At 65.1% G+C, this 22,891-nt stretch carries 25 protein-coding genes; 10 read left to right on the top strand and 15 right to left on the bottom strand.

The features are described from left to right. Positions 1 to 9 precede the first annotated feature (9 nt). A complete protein-coding gene (locus tag ACE37B_RS07100; protein WP_409922576.1) occupies positions 10 to 537 on the bottom strand; it encodes a hypothetical protein in 528 nt (175 codons plus the stop codon). Between the two features lie 101 nt (positions 538 to 638). Between ACE37B_RS07100 and ACE37B_RS07095 the strand changes: the two genes are divergently transcribed. The 5 genes from ACE37B_RS07095 to ACE37B_RS07075 all read left to right on the top strand — a co-directional run bounded on the left by ACE37B_RS07095 (position 639) and on the right by ACE37B_RS07075 (position 4,640). After that, positions 639 to 1,019 carry an ArsR/SmtB family transcription factor gene (locus tag ACE37B_RS07095; RefSeq protein WP_409922904.1) on the top strand — a complete coding sequence of 127 codons (381 nt, stop codon included), beginning with the start codon at positions 639 to 641 and terminating at the stop codon, positions 1,017 to 1,019. After that, positions 1,019 to 1,945, top strand: a complete 927-nt coding sequence (locus ACE37B_RS07090) for a cation diffusion facilitator family transporter (RefSeq protein ID WP_409922575.1) — start codon at positions 1,019 to 1,021, stop codon at positions 1,943 to 1,945. The genes ACE37B_RS07095 and ACE37B_RS07090 overlap by 1 nt, the downstream gene beginning before the upstream one ends. A 64-nt stretch (positions 1,946 to 2,009) precedes the next feature. Further along, positions 2,010 to 3,029, top strand: coding sequence for a hypothetical protein (locus ACE37B_RS07085; protein ID WP_409922574.1), 1,020 nt, complete (start codon positions 2,010 to 2,012; stop codon positions 3,027 to 3,029). A 29-nt stretch (positions 3,030 to 3,058) separates the two neighbouring features. After that, positions 3,059 to 3,835, top strand: a complete 777-nt coding sequence (locus ACE37B_RS07080; RefSeq protein ID WP_409922573.1) for a helix-turn-helix domain-containing protein — start codon at positions 3,059 to 3,061, stop codon at positions 3,833 to 3,835. A gap of 55 nt (positions 3,836 to 3,890) precedes the next feature. Further along, the gene (locus ACE37B_RS07075) at positions 3,891 to 4,640 is read left to right on the top strand and encodes a transglutaminase-like domain-containing protein (protein ID WP_409922572.1); all 750 of its coding nucleotides are present in this window, start codon (positions 3,891 to 3,893) and stop codon (positions 4,638 to 4,640) included. Positions 4,641 to 4,749: 109 nt separating this feature from the next. Here ACE37B_RS07075 and ACE37B_RS07070 read toward each other — a convergent pair whose 3' ends face one another. Both ACE37B_RS07070 and ACE37B_RS07065 read right to left on the bottom strand, forming a co-directional pair. Beyond that, positions 4,750 to 5,997, bottom strand: coding sequence for a hypothetical protein (locus tag ACE37B_RS07070; RefSeq protein WP_409922571.1), 1,248 nt, complete (start codon positions 5,995 to 5,997; stop codon positions 4,750 to 4,752). Position 5,998: 1 nt separating this feature from the next. Then, complete coding sequence (locus ACE37B_RS07065) at positions 5,999 to 6,751, bottom strand: hypothetical protein (protein WP_409922570.1); 753 nt, start codon at positions 6,749 to 6,751, stop codon at positions 5,999 to 6,001. Positions 6,752 to 7,021: 270 nt separating this feature from the next. Between ACE37B_RS07065 and ACE37B_RS07060 the strand changes: the two genes are divergently transcribed. From ACE37B_RS07060 to ACE37B_RS07050, 3 genes are read left to right on the top strand one after another with little or no spacing between them, the layout of a single operon-like run. After that, on the top strand, positions 7,022 to 9,019 hold the full coding sequence (locus ACE37B_RS07060) for a type IV secretory system conjugative DNA transfer family protein (protein WP_409922569.1): 1,998 nt from the start codon (positions 7,022 to 7,024) through the stop codon (positions 9,017 to 9,019). Beyond that, complete coding sequence (locus ACE37B_RS07055; RefSeq protein ID WP_409922568.1) at positions 9,016 to 10,749, top strand: ArdC-like ssDNA-binding domain-containing protein; 1,734 nt, start codon at positions 9,016 to 9,018, stop codon at positions 10,747 to 10,749. The genes ACE37B_RS07060 and ACE37B_RS07055 overlap by 4 nt, the downstream gene beginning before the upstream one ends. Further along, on the top strand, positions 10,746 to 11,051 hold the full coding sequence (locus ACE37B_RS07050) for a hypothetical protein (RefSeq protein WP_409922567.1): 306 nt from the start codon (positions 10,746 to 10,748) through the stop codon (positions 11,049 to 11,051). The genes ACE37B_RS07055 and ACE37B_RS07050 overlap by 4 nt, the downstream gene beginning before the upstream one ends. Positions 11,052 to 11,149: 98 nt before the next feature. Here ACE37B_RS07050 and ACE37B_RS07045 read toward each other — a convergent pair whose 3' ends face one another. The 7 genes from ACE37B_RS07045 to ACE37B_RS07015 form a co-directional block, all read right to left on the bottom strand. Then, the gene (locus tag ACE37B_RS07045) at positions 11,150 to 11,794 is read right to left on the bottom strand and encodes a cation diffusion facilitator family transporter (protein ID WP_409922566.1); all 645 of its coding nucleotides are present in this window, start codon (positions 11,792 to 11,794) and stop codon (positions 11,150 to 11,152) included. A 170-nt stretch (positions 11,795 to 11,964) separates the two neighbouring features. Beyond that, positions 11,965 to 12,297, bottom strand: a complete 333-nt coding sequence (locus tag ACE37B_RS07040; RefSeq protein WP_409922565.1) for a YnfA family protein — start codon at positions 12,295 to 12,297, stop codon at positions 11,965 to 11,967. A 192-nt stretch (positions 12,298 to 12,489) separates the two neighbouring features. Continuing rightward, the gene (locus tag ACE37B_RS07035) at positions 12,490 to 12,624 is read right to left on the bottom strand and encodes a hypothetical protein (RefSeq protein ID WP_409922564.1); all 135 of its coding nucleotides are present in this window, start codon (positions 12,622 to 12,624) and stop codon (positions 12,490 to 12,492) included. A 60-nt stretch (positions 12,625 to 12,684) separates the two neighbouring features. Then, complete coding sequence (locus ACE37B_RS07030) at positions 12,685 to 13,371, bottom strand: zf-HC2 domain-containing protein (protein ID WP_409922563.1); 687 nt, start codon at positions 13,369 to 13,371, stop codon at positions 12,685 to 12,687. 55 nt (positions 13,372 to 13,426) lie between these two features. After that, a complete protein-coding gene (locus ACE37B_RS07025; RefSeq protein ID WP_409922562.1) occupies positions 13,427 to 14,257 on the bottom strand; it encodes a metal ABC transporter permease in 831 nt (276 codons plus the stop codon). Beyond that, positions 14,254 to 15,033, bottom strand: coding sequence for a metal ABC transporter ATP-binding protein (locus ACE37B_RS07020; RefSeq protein ID WP_409922561.1), 780 nt, complete (start codon positions 15,031 to 15,033; stop codon positions 14,254 to 14,256). The genes ACE37B_RS07025 and ACE37B_RS07020 overlap by 4 nt, the downstream gene beginning before the upstream one ends. Then, the gene (locus tag ACE37B_RS07015; protein WP_409922560.1) at positions 15,030 to 16,112 is read right to left on the bottom strand and encodes a metal ABC transporter substrate-binding protein; all 1,083 of its coding nucleotides are present in this window, start codon (positions 16,110 to 16,112) and stop codon (positions 15,030 to 15,032) included. Before ACE37B_RS07015 ends, ACE37B_RS07020 begins: the two co-directional genes overlap by 4 nt. A gap of 92 nt (positions 16,113 to 16,204) precedes the next feature. Here ACE37B_RS07015 and ACE37B_RS07010 point away from each other — a divergent pair, with 92 nt between their 5' ends. After that, on the top strand, positions 16,205 to 16,714 hold the full coding sequence (locus ACE37B_RS07010; RefSeq protein WP_409922559.1) for a sigma-70 family RNA polymerase sigma factor: 510 nt from the start codon (positions 16,205 to 16,207) through the stop codon (positions 16,712 to 16,714). Positions 16,715 to 17,090: 376 nt separating this feature from the next. On the opposite strand, the gene ACE37B_RS07005 is transcribed toward ACE37B_RS07010, so the two are convergent. Beyond that, positions 17,091 to 18,356 (bottom strand): MFS transporter, encoded by a 1,266-nt coding sequence (locus ACE37B_RS07005; RefSeq protein ID WP_409922558.1) that lies wholly within the window; start codon positions 18,354 to 18,356, stop codon positions 17,091 to 17,093. Further along, complete coding sequence (locus ACE37B_RS07000; protein WP_409922557.1) at positions 18,353 to 19,696, bottom strand: MBL fold metallo-hydrolase; 1,344 nt, start codon at positions 19,694 to 19,696, stop codon at positions 18,353 to 18,355. Before ACE37B_RS07000 ends, ACE37B_RS07005 begins: the two co-directional genes overlap by 4 nt. 94 nt (positions 19,697 to 19,790) lie before the next feature. On the opposite strand from ACE37B_RS07000, the gene ACE37B_RS06995 reads away from it, so the two are divergent. After that, complete coding sequence (locus ACE37B_RS06995) at positions 19,791 to 20,462, top strand: ArsR/SmtB family transcription factor (protein ID WP_409922556.1); 672 nt, start codon at positions 19,791 to 19,793, stop codon at positions 20,460 to 20,462. 37 nt (positions 20,463 to 20,499) lie between these two features. Here ACE37B_RS06995 and ACE37B_RS06990 read toward each other — a convergent pair whose 3' ends face one another. The 3 genes from ACE37B_RS06990 to ACE37B_RS06980 are packed head-to-tail and all read right to left on the bottom strand — an operon-like array spanning position 20,500 to position 22,864. Next, entirely contained in the window at positions 20,500 to 21,510 is a 1,011-nt protein-coding gene (locus tag ACE37B_RS06990) for a phosphotransferase family protein (protein ID WP_409922555.1), read from the bottom strand. Next, positions 21,507 to 22,169, bottom strand: coding sequence for a class I SAM-dependent methyltransferase (locus tag ACE37B_RS06985; RefSeq protein ID WP_409922554.1), 663 nt, complete (start codon positions 22,167 to 22,169; stop codon positions 21,507 to 21,509). The genes ACE37B_RS06990 and ACE37B_RS06985 overlap by 4 nt, the downstream gene beginning before the upstream one ends. Further along, entirely contained in the window at positions 22,166 to 22,864 is a 699-nt protein-coding gene (locus ACE37B_RS06980) for a helix-turn-helix domain-containing protein (RefSeq protein WP_409922553.1), read from the bottom strand. Before ACE37B_RS06980 ends, ACE37B_RS06985 begins: the two co-directional genes overlap by 4 nt. Between the last annotated feature and the right edge of the window lie 27 nt (positions 22,865 to 22,891).

Raw genomic sequence — 22,891 nt, 5'->3', positions numbered from 1 at the left:
TATCGGTGCTCAGCTTCCACCCCGACGACACACCGGAACCGGGCCTTCATCGTCGCCCGCGAGGACGGCTGCGAGCCGGTCGATGGTCGTGGCCCACTCCTGTGGCGTCGCCTCGGGTGACGCTGCGACTGCGTCGAATGCGCTGTGTCGGGGTTCGGCTGCTGCGAGATCGTTGTCGTCGATGACGTGGAGGATCTCGTCGTGGAGTTCCGGCGGAAGTTCGGTCGGGCCCGAGGTGCGGAGATCGCAGAGTTCGGCGACGACGTCGTCCACCTCGGCACTCTCGAAAGCCGAGTCGAGCAGGCCGGCGATGCCTAGACCGAGCGATACGCCACACACTCCTCCGACCACGATCACTGCCGGGCCGAGTGAGGCAACCGCCCGTGGGAGTGTGGTTGCGCCCGGTTGGTCGGTGCGTTGGTCGACCTTCGCTTTGACGTAGAGCAGGGAGAGGCTGAACAGTCCGATGATGCCTCCGACGTACGCGAATCCCCAGGTGTTGATCAGGTCGGCTCCGCCGTGCGCAACAAGGCTCACGGGTTCTGCCTGTTGAGCCGTCGGGTCGGTCCTGTCACTCTCAAGATTCTGTCGGGCTGTTGCATTTCCCGCACCATTCGCATATCTTCGCATCTATGCAGGTGTCAGAGGTGAGTTCGTTGGATGGGTGCGTCGTGAAGAGCGTCGATGCGGGCCGGGTCGAGTCGGTGTCGCGTTCGTTGATCGACGTCGACGAGGCATCCGACCTGGCAGAGATGTTCCGCCTGCTCGGCGACCCGACCCGGGTCCGGATCCTGTTCGCCCTGTTGGAGGCGGGCGAGTTGTGCGTGTGCGACATCGCCGAGACGGTCGACACGACCGACACGAAGGTGTCCCAGGCAATGCGTCTACTGCGCAGCGCCGGTGTGGTACGGAATCGTCGCGACGGGCGCAACATCTTCTACCGGCTCGACGATGCCCACGTCCGCATGCTCCTCGACCTGTCCCGCGAGCACGTCGCCCACAGCCGAGACGAACACTGATGGGTGCAGACCACGACCACGGCACGAGCCTCGCCCGCGCTGGCGAACGCCACCGGGGACGCCTGCTCATCGCGTTCGGGATCATCTTCACGTTCTTCGTCGTCGAGGCGATCGCCGGGTTCGCAACGAACTCACTCGCATTGCTCTCCGACGCCGGGCACATGTTGACCGACGTGATCGGACTCGGCATGGCACTCGCCGCCATCCAGTTGGCGACACGATTCGAACGCAACACGTCGCAATCGCGCTCGAACCACACATTCGGTCTGTACCGACTCGAGATCCTCGCCGCGTTCGTCAACGCCCTGTTGTTGTTCGGCGTCGCGATCTGGGTGCTCGTCGAGGCTGGCCGGCGCCTGTTCGGCGAGCCCGAGGTGCTCAGCGTGCCGATGCTGATCGTCGCCACCCTCGGACTGATCGCGAACATCGTCGCGTTCCTCCTGCTCCGAGAAGGGTCGAAGAAGTCACTCAACGTCGAAGGCGCCTACCTCGAAGTACTCGCCGACACGATCGGCTCGGTCGGCGTCATCATCGCCGCCGTGCTGCTGGAAGTGTTCGGCTGGGCGTGGATCGATCCGGTCATCGGCGCCGGGATCGGGCTGTGGATCCTGCCGCGCACGTGGCGCCTTGGTCGCCGAGCGGTCCGCATCCTGCTGCAGGCAGCACCCGACGACATCGACCTCGACGCACTGTGCGCCGACCTCGAAGCCATCGACGGTGTCGTCAACGTCCACGACCTCCACGTCTGGACGCTCACCTCCGAGATGGACGCAGCATCTGCCGACCTGATGACCACCACCGACACCGACGCTCACGCAGTGCTCGACCGTGCCCGCGATGTCCTCGCCGAGACCTACGGGATCACCCACGGCACCTTCCAGGTCGAGCCCGACACCCACGACGGCTGCCACGAGGTCACCTGGTGATCTCACCTGACCACCGCCGACAGGGCGCCGCCGATGCTAAGCGGACGAACGTGCGGTGCCTGCGATGACGCAATCTGAACCGACCATCGCGGTGTTCGGGGCCACCGGCGCGGTCGGGACCGAGGTGGTAGCCCAGCTCGCTCGCAACGGTCAACGGGTCGTCGCCGTATCACGCAGCGCCGAACGGGCCGCAGCAATGGCGGAGCCGTTTGCGACCGTGACCGGGCGCAGTGGCACGCTGTCCGATCCGGCGAGCCTCGATGTCGACGAATCCGGTATCGCGATCAACTGCACCGGAATTGAAGACCTCGATGCCGTCCGCAGATGGCGGAGCGCAGGCTGGTCGATGATCGACATCACCGCATCGAGCTCATACGCGCTGAAGCTCGCAGCCCAACCACTCGACGGGCCACCGCTCCTCGTCGGCGTCGGGCTCATTCCCGGGCTGACCAGTGTCCTTGCACGAGATCTCGTCGCCGCCGACCCGGACGCAACTGCGGTGTCGATCTCGTGTCTGATCGGCCTCGGCGAGGACTACGGCGAAGCATCGCGCGACTGGACGCTCGGACAACTCGGACGCACGATCAGCGAGCCGGGACAGGCGTCGTTCCGCAACTTCTCCGACCCGAAGACGATCGACTTCCCCGGCGGCTTCGGACGGCGACCGGCGTGGCGTTTCGACTTCGCCGACCGAGCACTTCTCCCGGGACCGCTCGGCGTGGCCGTGACCACGCGGTACTGCTTCGACTCACGTCTTGCCGGCCGCGCCCTCGCAGTCGCGTCCGCCATCCCCCGAGCACCAGAGCTGATCCGACGCGTGGGCCGCGCCACGCGTCGAGCAGCGCACGGCACAGCATGGTGGGCCGGTGTCATTGAGACCGACACCGGGAAACGGGCCTGGGCGCTTGGCGACGGCCAATCGGTCGGCACCGCCACGATCACCGCAATCGCCGCCCATCAACTCGCAACCAGCAACGCCGCCGGGTACCGCTACCTGTGGGACGTGATCGACGCCGACCAACTCATCTCTCAAGCCGCCGCGTCGGGAATCCACATCGGCACCGACCAATCGCCACACAGCTGACATCGGTCGCAGCGGAGACCGGGACGGCGATGACGAACTCTCACACCACATGGTCCGGAACGCTCGCACTGGGCAGTGGACTGGTTGTCTACGTCGGACCCGGATCGTCCGCCACGACACACCGACACGACGCGATCCAGCTCGTCTGGAGCCCGTCGCAACCGATCCATGTACACACCGAACACACGTCGACGACGACTCACGCCGTATTGATCCCACCGCGTCAATCACACGGCTTCGACGCCAACGGCGACGACGTCGCAATCCTGCTCATCGAGCCCTCCGGCGCACTCGGACAACAGCTCACGGCACTCGCCAACGACCTCTCCGCCTCCGACGTAGAAGCACGGCTCGCCGGCATCCGACTCCCGACCTCTGACGACGGCGGCTCGGTCATCAGATGGAGCCGCCATCTGCTCACCGCACTCATCGGTCCTGACACTCAGCACAGCCCGCCACCGGTACGACCCGAGGTCCTCGACGCCATCGGATTCATCGACGCCCACCTCGACCGAGCACCACTGCTCACCTCTGCGGCCAACCACGTCGCGCTGTCACCGCGCCAACTCCGCCGCAGCTTCACCACCGAGGTCGGCATCCCGTTCCAGCGGTACGTGCTGTGGCGACGACTCCGCGCAGCACTCCTCGCCGTCGACGACGGCACTGACCTGACGACGGCCGCAGCCACAGCCGGGTTCACGGACTCCGCTCACTTCAGCCGAACGTTCCGACAGACCTTCGGTCTCGCGCCCTCCGACGTGCTCCCTCTCATCACGATCGCCGAGACGGACTTCCCCGGGACGTGACCGGATGGCCCCTACGTACAAGCGGCACCATGCGGTGTCGAGGTCCAATGGAACCATGAACACGCCGTCACGAAACGATAGAACGCTCGACCACGAACGCGACGCCCTCGTCGCTCCGACCGCACTGCTCGATCATCAATCCGAAGCGATCCAACAACTCGTCACCCGACGAGGTTGGCGGCAACTCGAACCACTCGCACGAATCGGCGCCGTTTACGACCACGTCCGAAACGAGATCGCCTTCGGCTACAACGCCGACGACGACATCGCCGCATCAGAGGTCCTTGCCGACGGCTACGGCCAATGCAACACCAAAGCGACATTGCTCATGGCACTCCTGCGCGCCGTCGACATCCCCTGCCGATTCCACGCCGCCACCATCCACAAGCGCCTCCAGAAGGGGGTCGTCCCCGGTCTCGTCTACCGCCTCGCACCCGAAGAGATACTGCACTCGTGGGTCGAGGTCTTCATCGACGGCGACTGGAAACGACTCGAAGGCGTCATCCTCGACGACGACTACCTCGAGGGATTGCGCTGTCAACTCGGTCGACCCAGCGGCGGGCTCATCGGCTACGCCGCCGGCACCGATGACATCGACAACCCACGCGTGGAATGGACCGGCGACCACACCGAGATCCAGATGACCGGAGTCGAACGCGACCTCGGCGTCTACAACGACCCCGACACCTACTACCAGTCCGCCGGCACCAACCTCGCCGGAATCAAGCGGCTCCTCTACCGACACCTCATCCGCCACCTCATGAACCGAACCATCGCAACCATCCGATCCCACACCGCAGCCTGACGCCGAGTCGGACGGACACGATGCGGAGATCGCATATGGCGCACGTGCGACAGTGGATCTCTCGGGCATGGTGACAGAAGCTGGGAGACGGGAGCGGCGAGTTCGGCGATCACCGGCCGACGCATTGTGGGTGGCCTGCCCGCCTCTCGGCGAGCACGAGGCGGACGACGGCGTCGATCCAGTCGAGGCCGTTCTCGTCGTCGTGGTGTCGGGCCCAGCCGTCGAGCGCGGCGTGGACGTCCTGTTCGCTTGCGAAGGTGCCGAGGACGGTGACGACGGCGGTGTCTTGGTTGACGGTGTGGAGTTCGCCGCTTCCGCTGTTCCAGCTGAGTCGCCAGCGATCGTCGCCGAGCGAGGATTGCCAGGCGTGGCCGAAGTCGACGTCGGTCGCCAGTCGGTCGGAGATGCCGAGCATCCATTCTTCGAGCGGGTCGCTTCCGCGATCGGGTGGGCGCGGATGCCCAACGAGGTGGGCGATCTCTTGGTCGCGGGGCTTGGTGAGGTTTGGTTCGACGTGGATTCTCATCTCGAACGTGGACCACGGTCGGTCGAGGACTGACATCGTCCAGATTTCGGAGCCGACGACGATGATGCCTCCTTCGTACGTTTCGAATCCGGCGATGCCGTACGCGTCCGACCAGTAGTGAGCGACGTTCGTGACGTGTGCCTCGTCGAACCAGTTGATGTAGACCTGTTCTTCGAGCTCCGGGAGTGCAGTGAGTCGAGCGAGGTCGTCGCGGCGGTGAAGGAACATGCCGGCGTCGATGGCGTGTGGGATGTCCTTCGAGTAGGGAAGCGTGGCGTAGATCGGCGTTGCGGCGAATGTGGCAACGTCGGTTCGTGACAGCGAGGCGTCGGGCTGTTCGACGACGATGAGCCCCGTCAGCTCGTCGCGCAAGCGTTGCAGGCGTTCGGCGTTGACTCGGGTCAGACGCGTGACGGCCAGCGAATCGGTTGCTACCTCGCGCAGTGCCTCGGGTGGTGGACCGACGCCGGCATCGACGATGACGACGTGCGGGTGTGCTCTGATCCACTCGGCCAGATCGGCCAGCGGCCCGTCGGCGAGAATGATCGAGCGTGTCGTGGGGCAGTGTCGATCGCCGAACGGAACGAGCGATACGCGAGGCGAGATGTCCACCGAAGTCAGGTGCAGAGTCTCAGTCGCATCGAGCACGCCAGGACTGCTGAGGTCGCGCACACCGTGTCGCGCGTCCGGTAGTGCGAGGATCCGGTTGAGGTCTCCGGCGAGGTCGATGAGCGTGACTCGCCCGGGGTGTTGGTGGGCGAGCATGGTTGCGACAACGGAGGTGCCGACGCCGCCGCTTGCTCCCCACACGACAATGGTCTGGCGCGCCATGTCAGGCGGCCTCGTGGCCGACGAGGACTGCGAGCTGGCTTGCGGCTCGGTGGGCGCCGACGCGGATCGCTGGTGTGCTGGGCCGGGTTGAGAGGCGGTGGTGCACGAGTTGCTTCCAACGTGCTTGTCCGATGACGCCGTTGGTGACCGCATCGGCGACTCGGTGGAGTTCGTACACTGCGACCGCTTGGTTCTCGACGTTGCCGCCGGCGGTGTCGTGGACGCCGGGATCGAGGGCAACCATGGTCGGGAGTTGTCCACGGCGGTAGCGGCGGTTCTGGTTGCGGTCGTCGGTGTCGAGGAGCCGGTAGCTCGCTCGAAGTCGAGTGGCCAGATACGACAGCAAGACGCGTGGTTCGCCGGATTCGTCGCGAGGGTCGAGTTCGGGGTCGGTGGTTGCGAGAAGGTGCCCGGCGGCAGCCCACAGGGTGGAGTAGGCGTCTTCTTGGTGTCGGTGTGCGCTGAAGCTCTGGGCGACGCGGCAGACCGACGGGCGGAGGGCGACCATGAGCATCGTCGTCGCGTCGGCGTCGCCGTGCTGGTGCAAGCGGAGTAGCGCGCGAACGATCGGGTTCTGGTCGACGGTGGCGTCGGCACAGGTGTCGATGATGGTCGGGATGGAGAGGCCGGCGAGGGCGGAGTCGTCGGCCCATCGGGTGCGGATGCGTGAGTGGCGGGTGGGAGCGAGGCACCGGCGGTACTGGTGGTCGAGGATCTGGTGGATGGGGTGCTGGGCGGGATGGCGGATGGTCACGGGTCGAACTCCTGAGAGGTGATTGCGGGATGATTCGACTGCCACGGTGCGCCCCAATGCTCACCGCAACCCTCACAGCCGACGGCGCGGCTCTAGACCCCTCGCATCGGCGTGAGCACCGAGGCTGAGCAGGTGGAATGCGTATTGACGTGAGCGTTGAACGCCCGGCTCAGCAGGAAATTTCTGACGGAGTGCGTATTGCCGTGATCAATGTCAAGGCACGTGGCAGCCATGTCCTCCACCTCGGCCCCGTCTGCTACTTCCGGCTCGATGACGCCCATCGAAATCGTCTTGCTGTCGCTGCTTGCTGCAGCGCTCTCGCTCGCAGTTGCGCTGTGGGCGGGAGTTATCGGCGGGGCGGCGATCTCCGGTGGCGGGCTCGTCGCCGTCGGTCTCGGTGACGCCCTCAGAGCGATTCCCGCTCTCGTTCGCAACCCGGGCGAACCATCGCGGGCGTGGCCGCCCGAGGTTGCCGAACGGATTCCTGGTCCCTTCGTCTACTGGACCGTCACCGTGCTCTCTGTTGTCGCGGTCGTCGGTCTGTTTGTCGCTGCGCGGATGCTGTGGAAGGAATCGACGACGGGTCGGCGGCGGCTCGGTGTCGACGCGCACGCACGCTTTGCAAAGCGACGTGAGCTTCGTCCGCTGCTGATCCGTGAACCGGTGCCGGGCCGGTTCGTGCTCGGGGTCTGGGGACGGTGGCTGATCGCGACGGAGAACCGGCGATGGGCACCGCCGACGCACACCGGTCTGCGTCGCCTCCTCGCTCGTGCCACCGGAGAGATGCGATCGGGCCAGCAAGGCGATGTCACTTCGATCGCCATCGCCGGGCCGACCCGGTGCGGCAAGACGTCGCAGTGCGCTATCCCCGGGCTGCTCGATTGGGCCGGACCAGCGATCGTGCTGAGCGTCAAACGCGATCTGATGGACGCGACGATCAAGCGTCGCCGCGATGTCGGCGAGGTACGCGTCTTCGACCCGGGTGGGTTCTTGCAGGCGAACCAGGGTGCGATCGCAATCGAGGACCACGAGATCGCCAGGTGGTCACCGCTGCGCATGGCGCACACCGCCACTGGTGCGAAGAAGGCGGGCGAGGCACTGTCGTCGTGGACTCCCAAGGCCGGCGTCGACGGGGGTATGGACTTCTGGACAACACAGGGCAAGTTGCTGTTCACCGGGCTCCTCGGCGCAGCGGCGCTGTCGGGCAGCCCGTCGATGAAGGAAGTGGCGAAGTGGGTCTACGACATGGAGCGTCCGGACCCCACGAACAAGAAGAAGGCCTGTGCACCGCGCGACGTGCTCGACCGCGCGTTCAAGGATCCTCGAAAGAAGCCGGCGGCTGACTCGGCCATTCGGCATCTCCGGTCGATCTGGAACAAGCCCGATGATCGGATCATCGCCTCGGTCTACGCAACCGCTCAGACGGTGTGCGATCCGTGGCTCGACCCGAACGTCGCCGCAGCCACCGACCTGAAGAACGGAGAGGGCGAGTGGGTCGACCTCGACTGGCTGATGGACACCGGCGACGAGGGCAAGGACGCCAACACGCTGTACTTGCTCGTCAGCCTCGACGACTACAAACGCCTCGCACCAGTGCTTGCCGGGCTGCTGTCGGACTTGAAGTCACAGGCCTATGAGTGGGACATGCAGGGCCGAGCGTTTCCGGCACCGTTGCTGATGCTGATCGACGAGGCCGGCAACATCCCGCTGTCGTGGCTTCCCGAAGTGTCATCGACATGCGCCGGGATCGGCATTCAGCTCGTGACGATCTGGCAGTCGCTCGCCCAGATCCACGAGGCGTACGGCAAGCGCGCCGACATTCTCCTCACGAATCACGCCACCAAGCTGTTCTTCCCCGGAGCGTCCGACGACTCGACACTCGGCTATGTCTCAAAGATCGTCGGTGACGAGGAGGTCGAGCGCCGATCCTGGTCCAACGACCTCGGCGGCGGACGCCGATCGATCTCCGGTCAACAGAATCGCGAACCGCTCGTGCCGTACTTCTTGTCGCGACTGCCGCGCTATGGCTCCGCCTTGCTCATCCACTCCAACATCCCACCCGCCCACGTCCAGGGTCGCGAGTGGTGGCGGATCAAGCGACTCGCCGAGATGGAACCACCCCCATCCTTGGAGCCAACCGTTCCCGCCGGCTGCGGGCCGTGGACACCGACGCCCTCGCGGCCGGGTCGCCGGCAAGGCGTAGCAACTCATGGCGACGAAGTTGAAGCGCGGAAGGAGCGTTGTGAGGTCGAGGCGGTGGCGTCATGAAGCGCCAACGGGTCGACCATGCGGCGCTGATCGACGAACTCCACGCCCAGCTCACTGTCCGGATCGGGGAGATGGCGACCAGCGACGACTGGCTCGCCTATCTCGAAACCGCCCGCAAGTTCCACCGCTACTCGCCCCAGAACCAGATGCTCCTCGCGCTCCAAGGCGCCTCTGGCTACGTCGCCTCATACCGCAACTGGACCTGCATCCCGTCCACCGACGGCGGCACCTGTCAGGTCGCCAAAGGCCAGAAGGGACTGACGATCCTCGCTCCGATGGTCGCCAAGGTGGTCGATGTCGATGAAGCGACCGGGGAGGAATCGAGCCGCAAACGACTCCGGGGTTTTCGCACGGTCAAGGTCTTCCACGAGGGACAGCTCGTCGCACCCCCAGCGATCCCCGAACCGCACATGCCCGAACTCCTGACCGGCGAGAACCGGTGGCAACACGTCTGGTCCGCCGTCGTCGGTCAACTCGAATCGGAAGGCTTCGACGTCCAACTCCACGAGCGATTGCCGATCGAGAAGTGGAACGGCCTCACCAACTACGTCGACCGAACCGTCCAAGTCGCAGGAGACCTCGAACCACCACAGCGAATCAAGACGCTGTTGCATGAGTGGGCGCACGTCCACCTCGACCACGAACACCGCACGGAGATCACACGAGACGTCAAGGAGGTCGAAGCCGAGTCAGTGGCCTATCTGCTGTCGCAGAGCATCGGCCTCGACTCCCAGCGGTACACCGTCCCGTACGTAGCGGGTTGGGCGCGTGGTGACCTTGACGTCGTCGAGTCCGCAGCGCAAGCCGTGCTCACGACGACCAAGCGGCTGGTCGAGACACTCGAGATGGACCTCGGTATCGAGCTGACACCCGACGCGCTCGATCACGCCATCGACCCCGACATCGTCGAACTCGATCCGCCAACCACGGCGAACGAGAGAAGCGAGTCGACGACGACACCCAAAGTCGAGCATGACGGTGAGCAGCTCACGATCGAAGGTGTACCGAAGCCGAAGCCGATGCCGAAGCAGGGACTCGACTCGCTCGATCTCACCGATGCCGAGTTCGTCCTCGCTGTGAAGAATCATCTCGAACCCGAACCCGGTCGCCGACTCATGGAAATCGCCTTCGAACCCAACAGCGCACCCGAAGCAGCGATTCTTCTCGCAGAAGCCGGCCTCTCAGCCGGTCAGACCGCCCGAGTCCTCGACCACTTCGGACGCGACACCAATGAGATCCGTCAAGCGCTGCTTGCCCCGATGTCACACGATGCCGAGCGGCCGACGCTCTGGTCGGAGACCGAGGTCGCCGCAGCGTTGCCCGACGCAAGCGAGCCCGTCATCGACGTCGCGGCTCCTGGTGATGCCCGAGCGAACGCAACGCTCATCGCACAGACCTATCGATCCGCAGAGCCAGACCGTGTCGCCGCACTTGCCTACGGACTCGGCGTGCCGTGCGCCGACGTCATCCGAGTGTGTGCTCACTCCCGACCCGATCCAGCCGCGTCCGTTGAGATCGCGGTCGCTATGCATCACGGCGACGTCAATGCAGCGATAGCCGAACTCAAACACGCCTGGCCGAACCCGCCCGGCGGGTGGGACGAGTACCTGCCCACTGCTCCTGCAGTCGCGGAGGTCGACGAGTACGCATCAACCCAAGCGATCCTCGACGAGTGGAACGGCATCGAACCCGCCGCCGACCCAACCATCTCGGAACCGTCGCTGACATGAGCACGGCCGATCCCAGCCCGCTGATGACCGCCCTCGACGCTTTCGCCCAACGTGTTTGGTCCGACGGCGAGCGGAGCTTCGATGATGCCGTCGTCGAAGCGATCGACGACTGGCTCGCCGACACTTCCGCCACCTACAACGACTCCAGACCATTCGAGCCGAGCGCAGGCGTCGATGACCTCGGAACAGTGCTCATCGCCCTCGTCGCTTCCGTCGAGAGGCTTCGGGCGATCTCAAGCCTCTCTGTCCGGTCGACCGCCGACGCGCTTGCGGCATGCCTCGAATCGATCGGCGTCGACTAAATCGCGTCGGGCAGAATCTCAAGAGGGAGGAATCAACACCTCGGTGGCTCTCTGGAGGTTTCGCCGTCGGGCCGCTGATCTGGAGCCCTGGCGCGATGTCAGGCCGTGACGTGCGTCAGGTCCTGGTCGTCTTTCGCCAGTTCGACGCGAGCGTCGCGGATCACGTCGCGGGCGGTGCGCAGGAACAGCACAGCGATCGCGACGCCCACGATCACGTCGGGCCAGACGCTGTCGAGTTGCCAGACCGCCACTGCAGCTGTGAGAACGGCAGCGTTGGCGATCAAGTCGTTGCGTGAGCACAGCCACGTCGAGGTCATGTTGATGTCGTCGGAGCGGTGCCGCCACAGGAGCGCAAACGCCCACGTGTTGCCGGCGAGCGCGACGAGTCCCATGAGCGCCATTGCGTCGGCGACCGGTGGCGTGCCCTCTACGGCTCGCCACGCAGCCTGGCTTAACACGACGAGCCCGAACATGAGCTGCACGACACCCTTGGAAAGCGCTGCCCGCGCACGCCACCTGGTCCCGCGATGCAGCACCCACAAGCTGAACGCATAGACGAACGCATCGCCGAGCATGTCGAGCGAATCGGCGAGCAACGCCGTCGAGCGTGCCCACCAACCCACTCCGAACTCAACGACGAAGAGCACGGCGTTGATCCCGAGGACCACCCACAGCACCGTCCGCTGGCGCTCGCGCAGCGCAACGAGACTCTCGTCGTCACTACCGCAGCAACCAGCACTCATAGATACCAGCCTCGCAGCTTCAGACCCCTTCGACCACCTCTCGCCCTCGCGCCCAGGCCCGACGCCTCTCGCGATGCACGTCTCCCGGACGCGATCGTTCATCTACCCGTGCCGGCCCCGTCGAGACGGGTGGGAACACCGCAACCGGCGCCACGCAAGACCGAGTGTGATCAGCGTGGCGAATACATGATGACCGCTACGCCCACGAGACAGATACCTGCGCCCACCAGGTCAAAGCGATCAGGTCTGAAACCATCGACCAGTCGGCCCCAGGCCAACGAACCGGCCACGAAGATCCCGCCGTACGCGGCTAGGACCCGACCGAAGTTCGCATCAGGCTGCAGGGTCGCAACGAACCCATACGCGGCGAGCGCCACGATCCCAGCACCCACCCACGCCACGCCACGGTGCTCGCGCACACCCTGCCATATCAGCCACGCACCACCGATCTCGGCAACAGCGGCCAGACTGAACAGCAAGATCGATCGAAGCGTCTCCGGCATCAACTCACCATACGGTCAACACCGCTCGGCACCGAATGCCCGGCATATGCAGCAAGCGCAAGCATTGAAATCGGCCGAGTGGCCGCTCGGTATTGGAACGAACAATCACTGCAGCGTGGCTTCCTCAGGTAACCGAGTGCGGACCTTATGCCGTGCTCGGTAATCGCTGCGAGGACGCGGTGTTCTGGACAATCAGGTCCACCACGACGATCGCCCGACGAGGACGCCCGCCGCTTGCACGTTCTCGAGCACTCCGCCGATCGCGTACGTGCCGCTAGAGGGTGGGTCGTCAAGGAGTTCGTAGCCGCGAATATCGGGCGGTTTCATGGCGTCGACGAGCGGTGCTTTGATGACGATGCGGTGCCGCTCTTGTTGGTGGGTCAGCGGCTACCGCCGGGGCGTCTCTGGTCTTGTGCTGTCGGTGTGGACGAGTCGGAGTTCGTTTCGTGTCGGGGGTGTGACGTGCCTGCTGGTTGAGCGGTTGGTGCGGTGCCAGGGCAGCAGGTGTGGTGGTGTGAGTCGCCAGAGGAGGAAGACGCCGATGAGTTCGACGAGGTGGACTGGTTCGGCGAGTGGCCCGCTGTGTCCGCTGATGACGTCGATGCTCGTTGCGACGACGGTGAGTGCGGCGAACGTTGCTGCGAAGGCGAGCATGGCGTGGGACATGCGGGACACCCACGAGGCCACGATCAACCCGACGCCGAAGCCGATTTGCCAGGCTGCGAGATGGCGGGCGGCGTGTGTTTCGGCGGTGGGGCCATCACCGCGGATGTAGGCGGGGATGGCTTCGATGACGATGATGACCGCTGCGACGAGGAGAAGTCGGCGGGCCCAGCGGCCGCTGAGCCATCGCCGCTCTTGACTCGTGAGTTGGTCGGCGTTGATCCCGGCAGGGTGCGACGGTGCTGGCGTTGTTGCTGTGCGAGGCGCTGGACGCAGGAGTGCGGTTGCTGTGAGTGATGCGGCGCAATCCGGACAGGTCGATGTGTGGGCGTCGGCGGCGGCGCGTTCGGTTTCGGGGAGTTCGCCGTCGGCGCTTGCCGACACCTGTTCCCACCACGCACAGTCGCTCATTGCGTTCAGTCTCTCAGTCCTGGTGTGGGGTGTGTCAACCCGTTGCGCTGGTCCATCAGATCACTGCTCGGCTGTGCCGGTAGCGGTTCGGGAGCCCAAAGGCGACGATGGCGAAAGCTGCGGCGCCGGTGAGCACGATGGCTGGGCCGCTGGCGATGTCGTGGTAGTAGGACACGTAGAGCCCGATGACGGCAGTCACCACACCGAGCGCGGTCGACACCATCAGGAGCCGCCCGAATGATCCGAACGCCAGTGATGCCGTCGCTGCTGGCAGCAGCAGTGTTGCTGCGACGAGGAGCACGCCGAGCACCTGGAGTGCGGTGACGACAGCGAGGGCGAGAAGTGCGTTGAACAGCACTTCCATCCACCCGGTGCGGACTCCGTGGGCTGCAGCAACTGCCGGGTTGTGGGTTGCGGCGAGGAGCTGTTTGTAGTTGGTGAACAGCACCACTGCCACAATTGCGACTACGACGCCGACGAGGATGAGGTCGCTGCGGTCGACGCCCAAGATGTTGCCGAACAGCAGGTTGCTGATGTTCAGGCTCCGGTCACGGTTCGCTGAGATAACCGCAACACCGGCCGCGAACATCGTGGAGGCCACGATGCCGATCGCGGTGTCGACGGGAACACCTCGGCGACGCGTTGCGTAGATAGCAATGGTCGCGACGATCGTTGCCGCGATGGCGCCGGAGTAGAGCCCGGCGCCGTAGACGAGAGCAACACCGACGCCGCCGAGCACGCTTTGGGACAGGCCTTGGCCGATGTAGGCCATACGGCGCACGACCACGAACGGACCGAGCGCGCCAGCAATCGCGCCGACCAGGACCGCTGCGAGGAGCGCTCGGCCGAAGAACGCGAACTCGAACGGATCGAACAGCAAACTCACGACGCACCTCCCACGAGGGCTTCGCCATCGACGATCACTGGTCGGCCGTGGTATTCGATGACCTTCATCTCCGCGCCGAATGTGCTCGCGAGGACGTCGGGTTGGAGCACGTCGATTGGTGCCCCGTCGGCGCGCACCGTCTGGTTCAGGCACACGATCCGGGGAAGGTGCGACGCAACCCAGTTCAGGTCGTGAGTCGTCATCAGAATTGTCAAGCCGTCGCTACGCAGATCATCGACGAGTCCGAGCATCTCACCGCGAGTACGCAGGTCGATGCCACTCGTTGGTTCGTCGAGCAACAACAGCTGCGGGTCCGACACCAACGCCCGAGCGAACAGCACCCGTTGGAACTGGCCACCTGACAGCTCATGCAGGCCACGATCGTGCAACTCGCCGATACCGAGGCGTTCCAGGGCTCGACGCGCAGCGTCGCGTTCACGGCGGGAGAACCACGGTACCCGCGAGCTGGTTGCGGCGGCACCGAGTTCGACAGCGCCCTGCACCGTCAACGGGAACGTTCGCTCGCTTGCTTCGAGCTGGGGCACGTAGCCAACCGTCGCACGGCCACCACGACCAGCGGTGCCGGCGAACGACACTGTTCCCTCGGACGCCTTGATCTCGCCGAGCAGCAAACGCAGCAGTGTGGTCTTGCCTGCGCCTGACGGGCCGACGATTCCGACGAGTTCGCCGGCGTCGATGTCTAGGTCGATGTCTTGCAGTGGTCGGGTCCGCCCGAATCGGACACCGACGCCTTGCAGCGAAATGGTTGTGGTCACGACGCAGGCAGGACAATGGCGTCAAGCGCAGACGGGTCGCCGCCGAGGGCCTCCACGATGGTGCGGGTATTCGCGAGCATCATGCCCTGATAGGAGTGCTCCGGTGTGCCCGGCTCACCGGGGAGCACGTCGTCGGACAGGTCAGCCACATAGGTCGCTCCGGACTCTTCTTCGATGACTTCGAGCACATCGGACGGGAACACTTCGCTGCCGAAGAACGCCGGCACACCTGCATCGCGGACTTCCTCGATCGTCTCGCGGAGCTCGGCTGCTGACGGCTCGGAGAAGTCAGTCGGCTGGATTGCTCCGATCACAGGAACGTCGTACCGGCGCCCGAAGTATGACCAGCTGTCGTGGTACACGACCATTTTGCGATTTTCAGACGGAATCGTTGCCAGCGCCGCAGCGAACGCCTCGTCCATCTGCATCAGCTGGGAATTCAGCGCGGCACCCCGCTCGGCGTAAAGGCCAGCATTGTCGGCGTCATGGACGGACAAAATGTCGACGATCCGGTCGACGTACACCATTGCGTAGTTCGGGTCCGGCCAGAAGTGAGCGTTGATCGAATGGGCGTGTCCATGTGCCTCAACGTCTTCGGCGCTATCGGTTGCAATTTGCTCCGACGACGGAATGACGTCAGCGAGCCCAAAGTGCAACGTCCCATCTGGATAATTCACCGCTGCGAATGACGACACCACAGAGTTCAGACCCATGCCGTTCTCGATGTAGATGTCCGCCCTCGCGAGAGCTTTCGCGTCGTCTGGGACCGGCTGATACGTGTGGCCATCAGCACCCATGGGCACCACGCTCACGACCTCCACAGCGTCACCGGCCACTTGCGACACCAAGTCCGCAATCGGAGGATCCGAAACAACGACAGTGAAACGCGTCTCTTGGGCCACGCCGGCTTGGGCAGCATCGTCTTGTTGGGACTCGGTCGCCGCCGATTCAGTCGCGTCGGAGTCAGAACCACATGCAGCCAAGACCAGGATTGCCGAAGCCAGAATTCCGGCGCGCAGCCGAGGTCGGCGTCCCGGAGGCCGACACGAGGAAGAAACGGGGGGATGAATACTGGACATGACTCATCAGTCCCGTCATCTCCCCATAAAGTTCCATCGACATCGAAGAAACCCGACGAACCGCCGTCGCGACCTGTCGACACCCCCCGCCCATGACCGATCCCACCAGCGCTCTGCTTGCCGCGCAAGACGGCGACCCCGCCGCCTTCGACCGGTTCGTACGACTCACCGTCAACGACGTCACCCCCTACTGCCAATACCTCGGCGACCGCGACCACCTCGACGACCTCGTACAAGACACCTACCTGCGAGCCCTTCGCAGCCTGCACACCTACCGCGCCGACACCGACGCACTCCGATGGCTCCTCACCATCGCCCGACGCGCGTGCGCCGACGCCGTCCACCACCACCAACGTTCCAGACGAACCGAACTCACCCGACGCCCCACCCACGACCACACCAACAGCGTCGAACTCGAACTCCTCCTCGACGACCTCCCAACCGACCAGCGCCAAGCCTTCGTACTCACCCAGCTCCTCGGTTACCGCTACGACGAAGCCGCCGAAATCTGCGACTGCCCCATCGGCACCATCCGCTCACGCGTCGCACGCGCCCGAAACCAACTCGCCAACACCCTCACAGCGAGCCAAGACACCGCCTGACGACCCAACAAGGCTCGATATGGCCCGCGTGCGATGGAGCAGAAGCGGGTCAGCTTCAGACGGCGCCCCCTCCGGATGCGACCGACACACGCGACCGCTCCACCGGAGGGCAGGAGCGAGCAGTGTCGCTTCGCACGTTCTGGAGCGCCTTTCCGAGCGCGTAGGTGCCGATCGCAGACGACCTGCGGGCCTTCTATTGAGAGGAGTGATGCGCGATCCGACGGGCGGTCGGGCGTGGAAGACCTCGATGGCGATGCGCCGCACATCTTGCTCGGCGCTCGACGTGATCACGGACGGCTGTTCGGGCTGGAGCTGGATTGGACTTGCGCTCAGGTTCAACACCTTGGCCTCGAGCGGTCATGAATGCCGCTGTTGTCTAGCGGTCGGCGGCAGGGTGTGTCTCGTACATACGCGCGATGACGACGACGCCTGAGATGGCCGTGAGCGCGGCGACGGCGTAGATGGCAGCTTGGATGGAGATGAGGTCGGCGAGGAGTCCGGCGAGGAGGGCGCCGACGGCGAATCCGGCGTCTCGCCAGAGCCGGTAGATGCCGACGGATCGTGCTCGCCAGGTGGGGTGGGCGACGTCGCCGATGGTCGCGAGGAGTGTGGGGTAGACCATTGCGGTGCCGGCGCCGAGGGTCGCTGCGCCGAGGGCCCACGGCCAGAAGCTGTTCATCGCGGCCATCCAGGCAATGGCGGCGGCTTGGGTGAGCATGCCGGCGACGATGAGGGGTTTGCGGCCGATGCGGTCCGAGAGTGCACCGGTGTAGAGCTGGCCGAGTCCCCAGATGCCGGGGTAGATCGCAGCGAGGATGCCGATGCGGCCGACGGAGAGTCCGGAGGCGGCGAAGAAGATCGGGAACAGTCCCCAGGCGAGTCCGTCATTGAGGTTGTTGACGAGCCCGGCCTGCGACGCGGATGAGAGAGCCTTTTCGCGGAAGCTGGTGAGGGTGAAGATCTCGCGATCGGTGAGCGCTTGGTGTGCGTCGTCGTTCGTTGAGGTGTGGGTGGCGGCTTCGTGGTGGACGTGGTGGTGGGTTTCTTTGACGAAGAGAACCGACAGGCTGAGGCCGAGGCCGGCGTAGGCGAGGCCAAGGAAGAATGGTTCGGGACGTAGGCCCCATTCGTTGGCGATCCAGCCGGTGGCGAGCGCGGTGACGGCAACGGCGCCGTAGCCGGCGGCTTCGTTGAGGCCCATCGCAAGGCCGCGCTTGTCGGGGCCGGCGAGGTCGATTTTCATGATGACGGTGGTCGACCACGTGAGACCCTGGTTGATGCCGAGCAGCACGTTGGCGAAGATCACCCAGCCCCATGTCGGTGCCCACATCAGCAGCAGGGGCACGGGGATGCCGATGATCCAACCGGCGACGAGGACCGGTTTGCGGCCGTAGCGGTCCGACAGGGTGCCGGCGAAGAAGTTGGTCGCTGCTTTGACGATGCCGAACGCGGCGATGAAGGTGAGCGTGGCGGTGAACGCGGTGAGCCCGAAGACATCGGTTGCAAGCAACGGCAAGACGGTGCGTTCCTGGCCGATCATTCCCCCGACGAGCGCGTTGACGCCAACGAGTAGAGAGAACTGGGCGAGGTTCTCGCGCAACCCCAACCGGATCACGTTCGGAGTCGCGTCCGTGTTGGTCACGCGCCGACCTCGAGATCAAGACCTGTTGCATCGCTCCAGGTGTCAGGTCCACCGTCGAACACCGACACCTCGTTCTGACGATCGCCAGCGGCGGTGAGGATGCTGGCAGCGGTCATGGCCCGTTCGCCGTGGCCGCACATCACCGTGACCTGCCCAGTCGGCGACGACATATCTGCAACGGCACCGAGTTCGACATTGTCCGCGGCCGGGACGTGACCGTTGACGTACTCGTTTCGTTGACGAACGTCGACCACGGTCGCTGCCATGGCGTGCGCGTCAACGACGCCGATCGCCGCGACCGGTCGGCCAGCCGTTGCCCACGCGTCGATGCCGCCGTCGAGTTCACCGAGCAGGTTCTCGTGGCCGACATCGAGACATTGGCGCACCACGTCGGCGCGGTCGTGGTCGTCGTTGAGGACGAAAATCAGTGGGCGGCCCGGGTCGATCAGCCAACCGATCCAGCTCGCGAACACAGGGCGGAGCGTGTTCGCGAACGACCCCGGAATGTGACCGGCTCCGAAATCGGCCATAGGTCGCGCGTCGATCACCAGCGCCCCGTCCGCGACGTGTTCGGCAACCGTGTCGACGCTCAACCGGTCCAGTGTCGGTACCGCGTCGAACACGGTGGGGCCGCGACGGTTCAGTTCCGGCAGACGCAGAAAGTACGACGGGAACGTGCCGAACCCGCCGAGCAGCCGATCGACGAACTCATCCTCGCTGGCGATCGACAGCAATGGGTTCGTTGCCCGCTCGCGACCCATCGTCGTGGTCCGCTCCGTCGAGCCGGGCGCCGAGCAGAACGAACCGGCACCATGTGTCGGGTACACGGCGAGGTCATCGGGCAACTCGTCGAAGCGGCGCAGCGAACGGAACATCTGGTGCGCCAACGGTTCGGCCAGGTCGGGTCCGGCGAGGTCGGTGCGCCCAACTGCGCCGACCATCAGCGAGCCACCGGAGAACAACCCGATCAACGCACCGTCGCACTCCAGCAGATACGAGTGGTGGTCGAGGGTGTGGCCCGGTGTCGCAACGGGAATCAGCCAGCATCCGTTGCCGAGTTCGACGCGTTGTCCGTCGGTCACCGCATCGTGCGGACTGTCGAGCCGCGACGCCGCCGGTGCCACGAACGTCGCACCGAGCCGTGCGGTCAGGCCCGGGCTGCCGGTCACGTAGTCGGCATGGGAATGGGTGTCGGCCGTCCACGCCAACCGAAGTCCGTCTCGACTGGCCAACGTCTCGTGGGCTGTCGGGAAGCGTGGCGGATCGATCACAGCCGCCGAGCCATCACCGAGATCGATCAGATACGACGAGTGACCAAGACCCTCATCAACGAAATCCACAATCCGAACCATCACCACTCCTCAAACAGTCTCTTGAATAGATCTCCCCACTATACTCACAGTTCAAAGGAACGTTTGAGGAGATTGTTGTTGTATGGGAGACCGCCAGGCCAAGAACGCGCTGTTCGACGGATTCGCTGACGTGGCCAAAGCCCTCGGAAACGGGCGACGGGTCGAACTCGTCGACGTCCTCGCACAAGGTGAGCGACACGTCGACGAACTCGCCAGCGAGATCGGCCAGAGCGTCGCCAACACCTCACACCACCTGCAAGTGCTCGCAGCCGCCGGACTCGTGACCACCCGCCGCGACGGAAACCGCATCAACTACCAACTCGCGTCCGACGATGTCGAACAACTGTGGACGGTTCTGCGTTCGGTGGCTCGCGCACATCTCGACGAACTCGATGATCTCGCCGCGGACTACCTCGGCAACCGCAGCCGTCTCGAAGAGATCGGCCAAGATGAACTCGCCCAACGCCTCGACGACGGCAACCTGATCATCATCGACGTCCGCCCCGAGGCCGAGTACGCCGCCGGACACATTCGGGGCGCTCGCTCCATCCCCATCGATCAACTCCCCGACATTGTCGGGGACCTGCCGACCGATGCTGAAGTCGTCGCGTACTGCCGAGGCCCGTATTGCGTGTTCGCTGACGACGCCGTCCGGCTCCTTCGCCGACGCCGCCGCAACGCTCGACGCCTCCAAGACGGATTCCCCGAATGGCGCGCCGCTCAACACCCCACTGCGACGGGACTCGCATCCTGACCGACCCAGTCGCACCGGGTCCGACCGGCGAGGTGGGTCAGCGCGTCGACAGTTGAGCTTCGAGGTGTGGACGAAGGGCGAGCCAGGGGTGGCCGGCGTGTGCGCTCGTGGTGCCTTGCGCGTCCCACGTGTGGAGTTCGACGAGCGCGCGTAGGGCATGGACTTGGCGCCCCCAGTGAAGTCGGTCAGGGTCGATGGGGTGAGCGGTGAGTTGCTCGTAGGTGCGCAGGAAGCGATTCGCAAGCCAGTTGCCGATGATCCGTGCGACGGCCCGGACCGGGGCTGGTCCACCGAGAGGCGGTTTGGCGAGCATCAGAGTCGTGAACGCCAGGTCGTAATGCGGATCGGCGATCACCGCGGCCGACCAGTCGACGAGGGTCCATTGTTCGTCGTCGACGAGGAGGTTGAACGGATGAAGATCACCGTGGCAGATGACCCGCGTCGAAGCCGACTGGGTCGCGAGTTGTCGAGCGTTGCTTGCGAGGTCCAGGCGGTCGATCGAGACAGCCTGATGAGCCACACGCTCCAAGAAGTCGTCGACGTCGGCCCGGCGGTCGTGGCTTGCGAGTTCATCTTCGAGCCCCTCGGTCGAGCAGCGGTGAACGTTGGATGCGGCTTCGGCAAGGACGAGAGGAAGGCGACGGAGCAGCGTGGGGACTTGCCGGAACGCACTCGCGGCGCTGAGCCCGCTCAGTAGAGGTTGCCCACACGCATAGTCCATCAGGGACCACGCACGGTCGAGATGTTCGCCGGGTCCGGCAGCGGCGCGGATTGCAGGAACCGACAGCCCGCATCGGTGGACATGGCGCTGAACGGTGGTCTCGAACGCGGCCGTGGCCGGGTCGGGCATGATCCGAGCGACGAGCCGCCCGGTCAAACGTTCAGTGGGGTCGACGAACTCGACGTCGTACATCTCGGCCCAGAACCCACCCGACAGCGGTAGCGGCGGCCGGGCCCAGTCGAGGTCACCGGTTCCGGTGTGGTGGCGCAGGGCAGCCAGAAAGCTGTCGGTCGTCGTGGTGGCGTCGGTGGTGGCGTTGGGGATCATAGCGTTCCTTGGTCGTCGGCGAGTCGGGCGGCGAAGAGGTGCAGGTCGTGGTCAGTCGCCTGGCCGGGATGGTGTTCGACCTGCACGAAGCCGGCGTTGCCCAGCATTGACCTCACGTGATCGGCGGTCGGGACGCGGTAAACGTTCGGGTCCATCCACGCCGGTGTCGCAGTGTCGCTGGTTCGGCAAGCCACGACAAGGGTTCCACCGGGTCGCAGGACCCGGGCGATGTCGACGAACGTGGCCGCTGGATCAGCCATGAAGTAGATGGTGTGCACCGTGATCGCAGCGTCAGCGCTGTCATCGGGAAACGGAATCGTGATGCCGTCGCCATGCCGAAGCGTTGCTCGTCCACCTCGACATGCGGAGCGGTTGCGTGCGGAGGCCTGCTTGAGCATCGTCGGCGACGCGTCGACGCCAAGAACACGATGACCCTGTCCGACAAGAACCGCGACTGTGCGCCCTTGTCCGAAGCCGACGTCGAGGACGGTTCGCGGTTCGGTGTGGTCGAGGAGGGCGAGTGCTTGATCGTTGTGGTCGGCAGTCGTGCCGACCATCGCCCGGCCAAAGATGCGCCCGAGCAGGCCCGAGGGAAGGCCGGATTGGCGGGAGCGGAGACGGCCGATTGCTCCTGGTCGTGTGGGGGTCGTGGCGCTCATCGGGGCACCCCGGTCACGAGATTGCGGACCATCGTGGCGCAGGCCGTGGATGTGTCGTCTGGGTAGGGGCGGGGGGCCGGGTCCCACGGCATCTTGACGGCCCAAATCGTAATGATCTCGACGATCGTGCGGGCCAGGATCGAATGATCCACCTTGGCGGCCATCTGCTTCGAGCGAAGTTCGAGGTAGCCGTGCCAGAGATCGACGAGCGCGTAGCGGCCATCACCGAACCACACGGCACCGAGTTCGGGGATCTCGCCCGCGCACCGGTCGAGCACCATCACCGAAGTGCGTCGGTTCCGCATCACACCGAACAGACCGGACGTGATGCGCTCGACCTCGACGCCGAAGCCATCCACCGCACCCAAGCGTTTGCGGCCGCCGACGATCGAGGTCAGCTCGAGCGCAGCGACGGCTGTAGCCAAGTCGCCCGCAACCCTGCCGGCGACCAACGCCACATCGCTGGACGCATCAATGCCGGTTGCCGGAATGCCGTCCGGGTCGTCGGCCCATTCGATGACGGCGGCGAACAGCGCCTCCTTGGAGTCGACGGCCCGATACACGGTCCCCTTCGAGACACCGAGACGCTCGGCGATGTCGTCCATCTGAGTGCGATGGAAGCCGTGCTCGACAAAGGCGCCCGCCGCGGCATCGAGGAGCTTCGGAAGTCGATCTGAAGGTGTTGCTCGTGGCATGATTCGATCATGACTGACTGAGTCAGT

Origin of the sequence: Ilumatobacter sp. (assembly GCF_046290335.1) — a bacterium.
Classification (GTDB): Bacteria; Actinomycetota; Acidimicrobiia; order Acidimicrobiales; family Ilumatobacteraceae; genus Ilumatobacter_A.
This window is presented reverse-complemented; position numbering and strand designations above follow the sequence as displayed.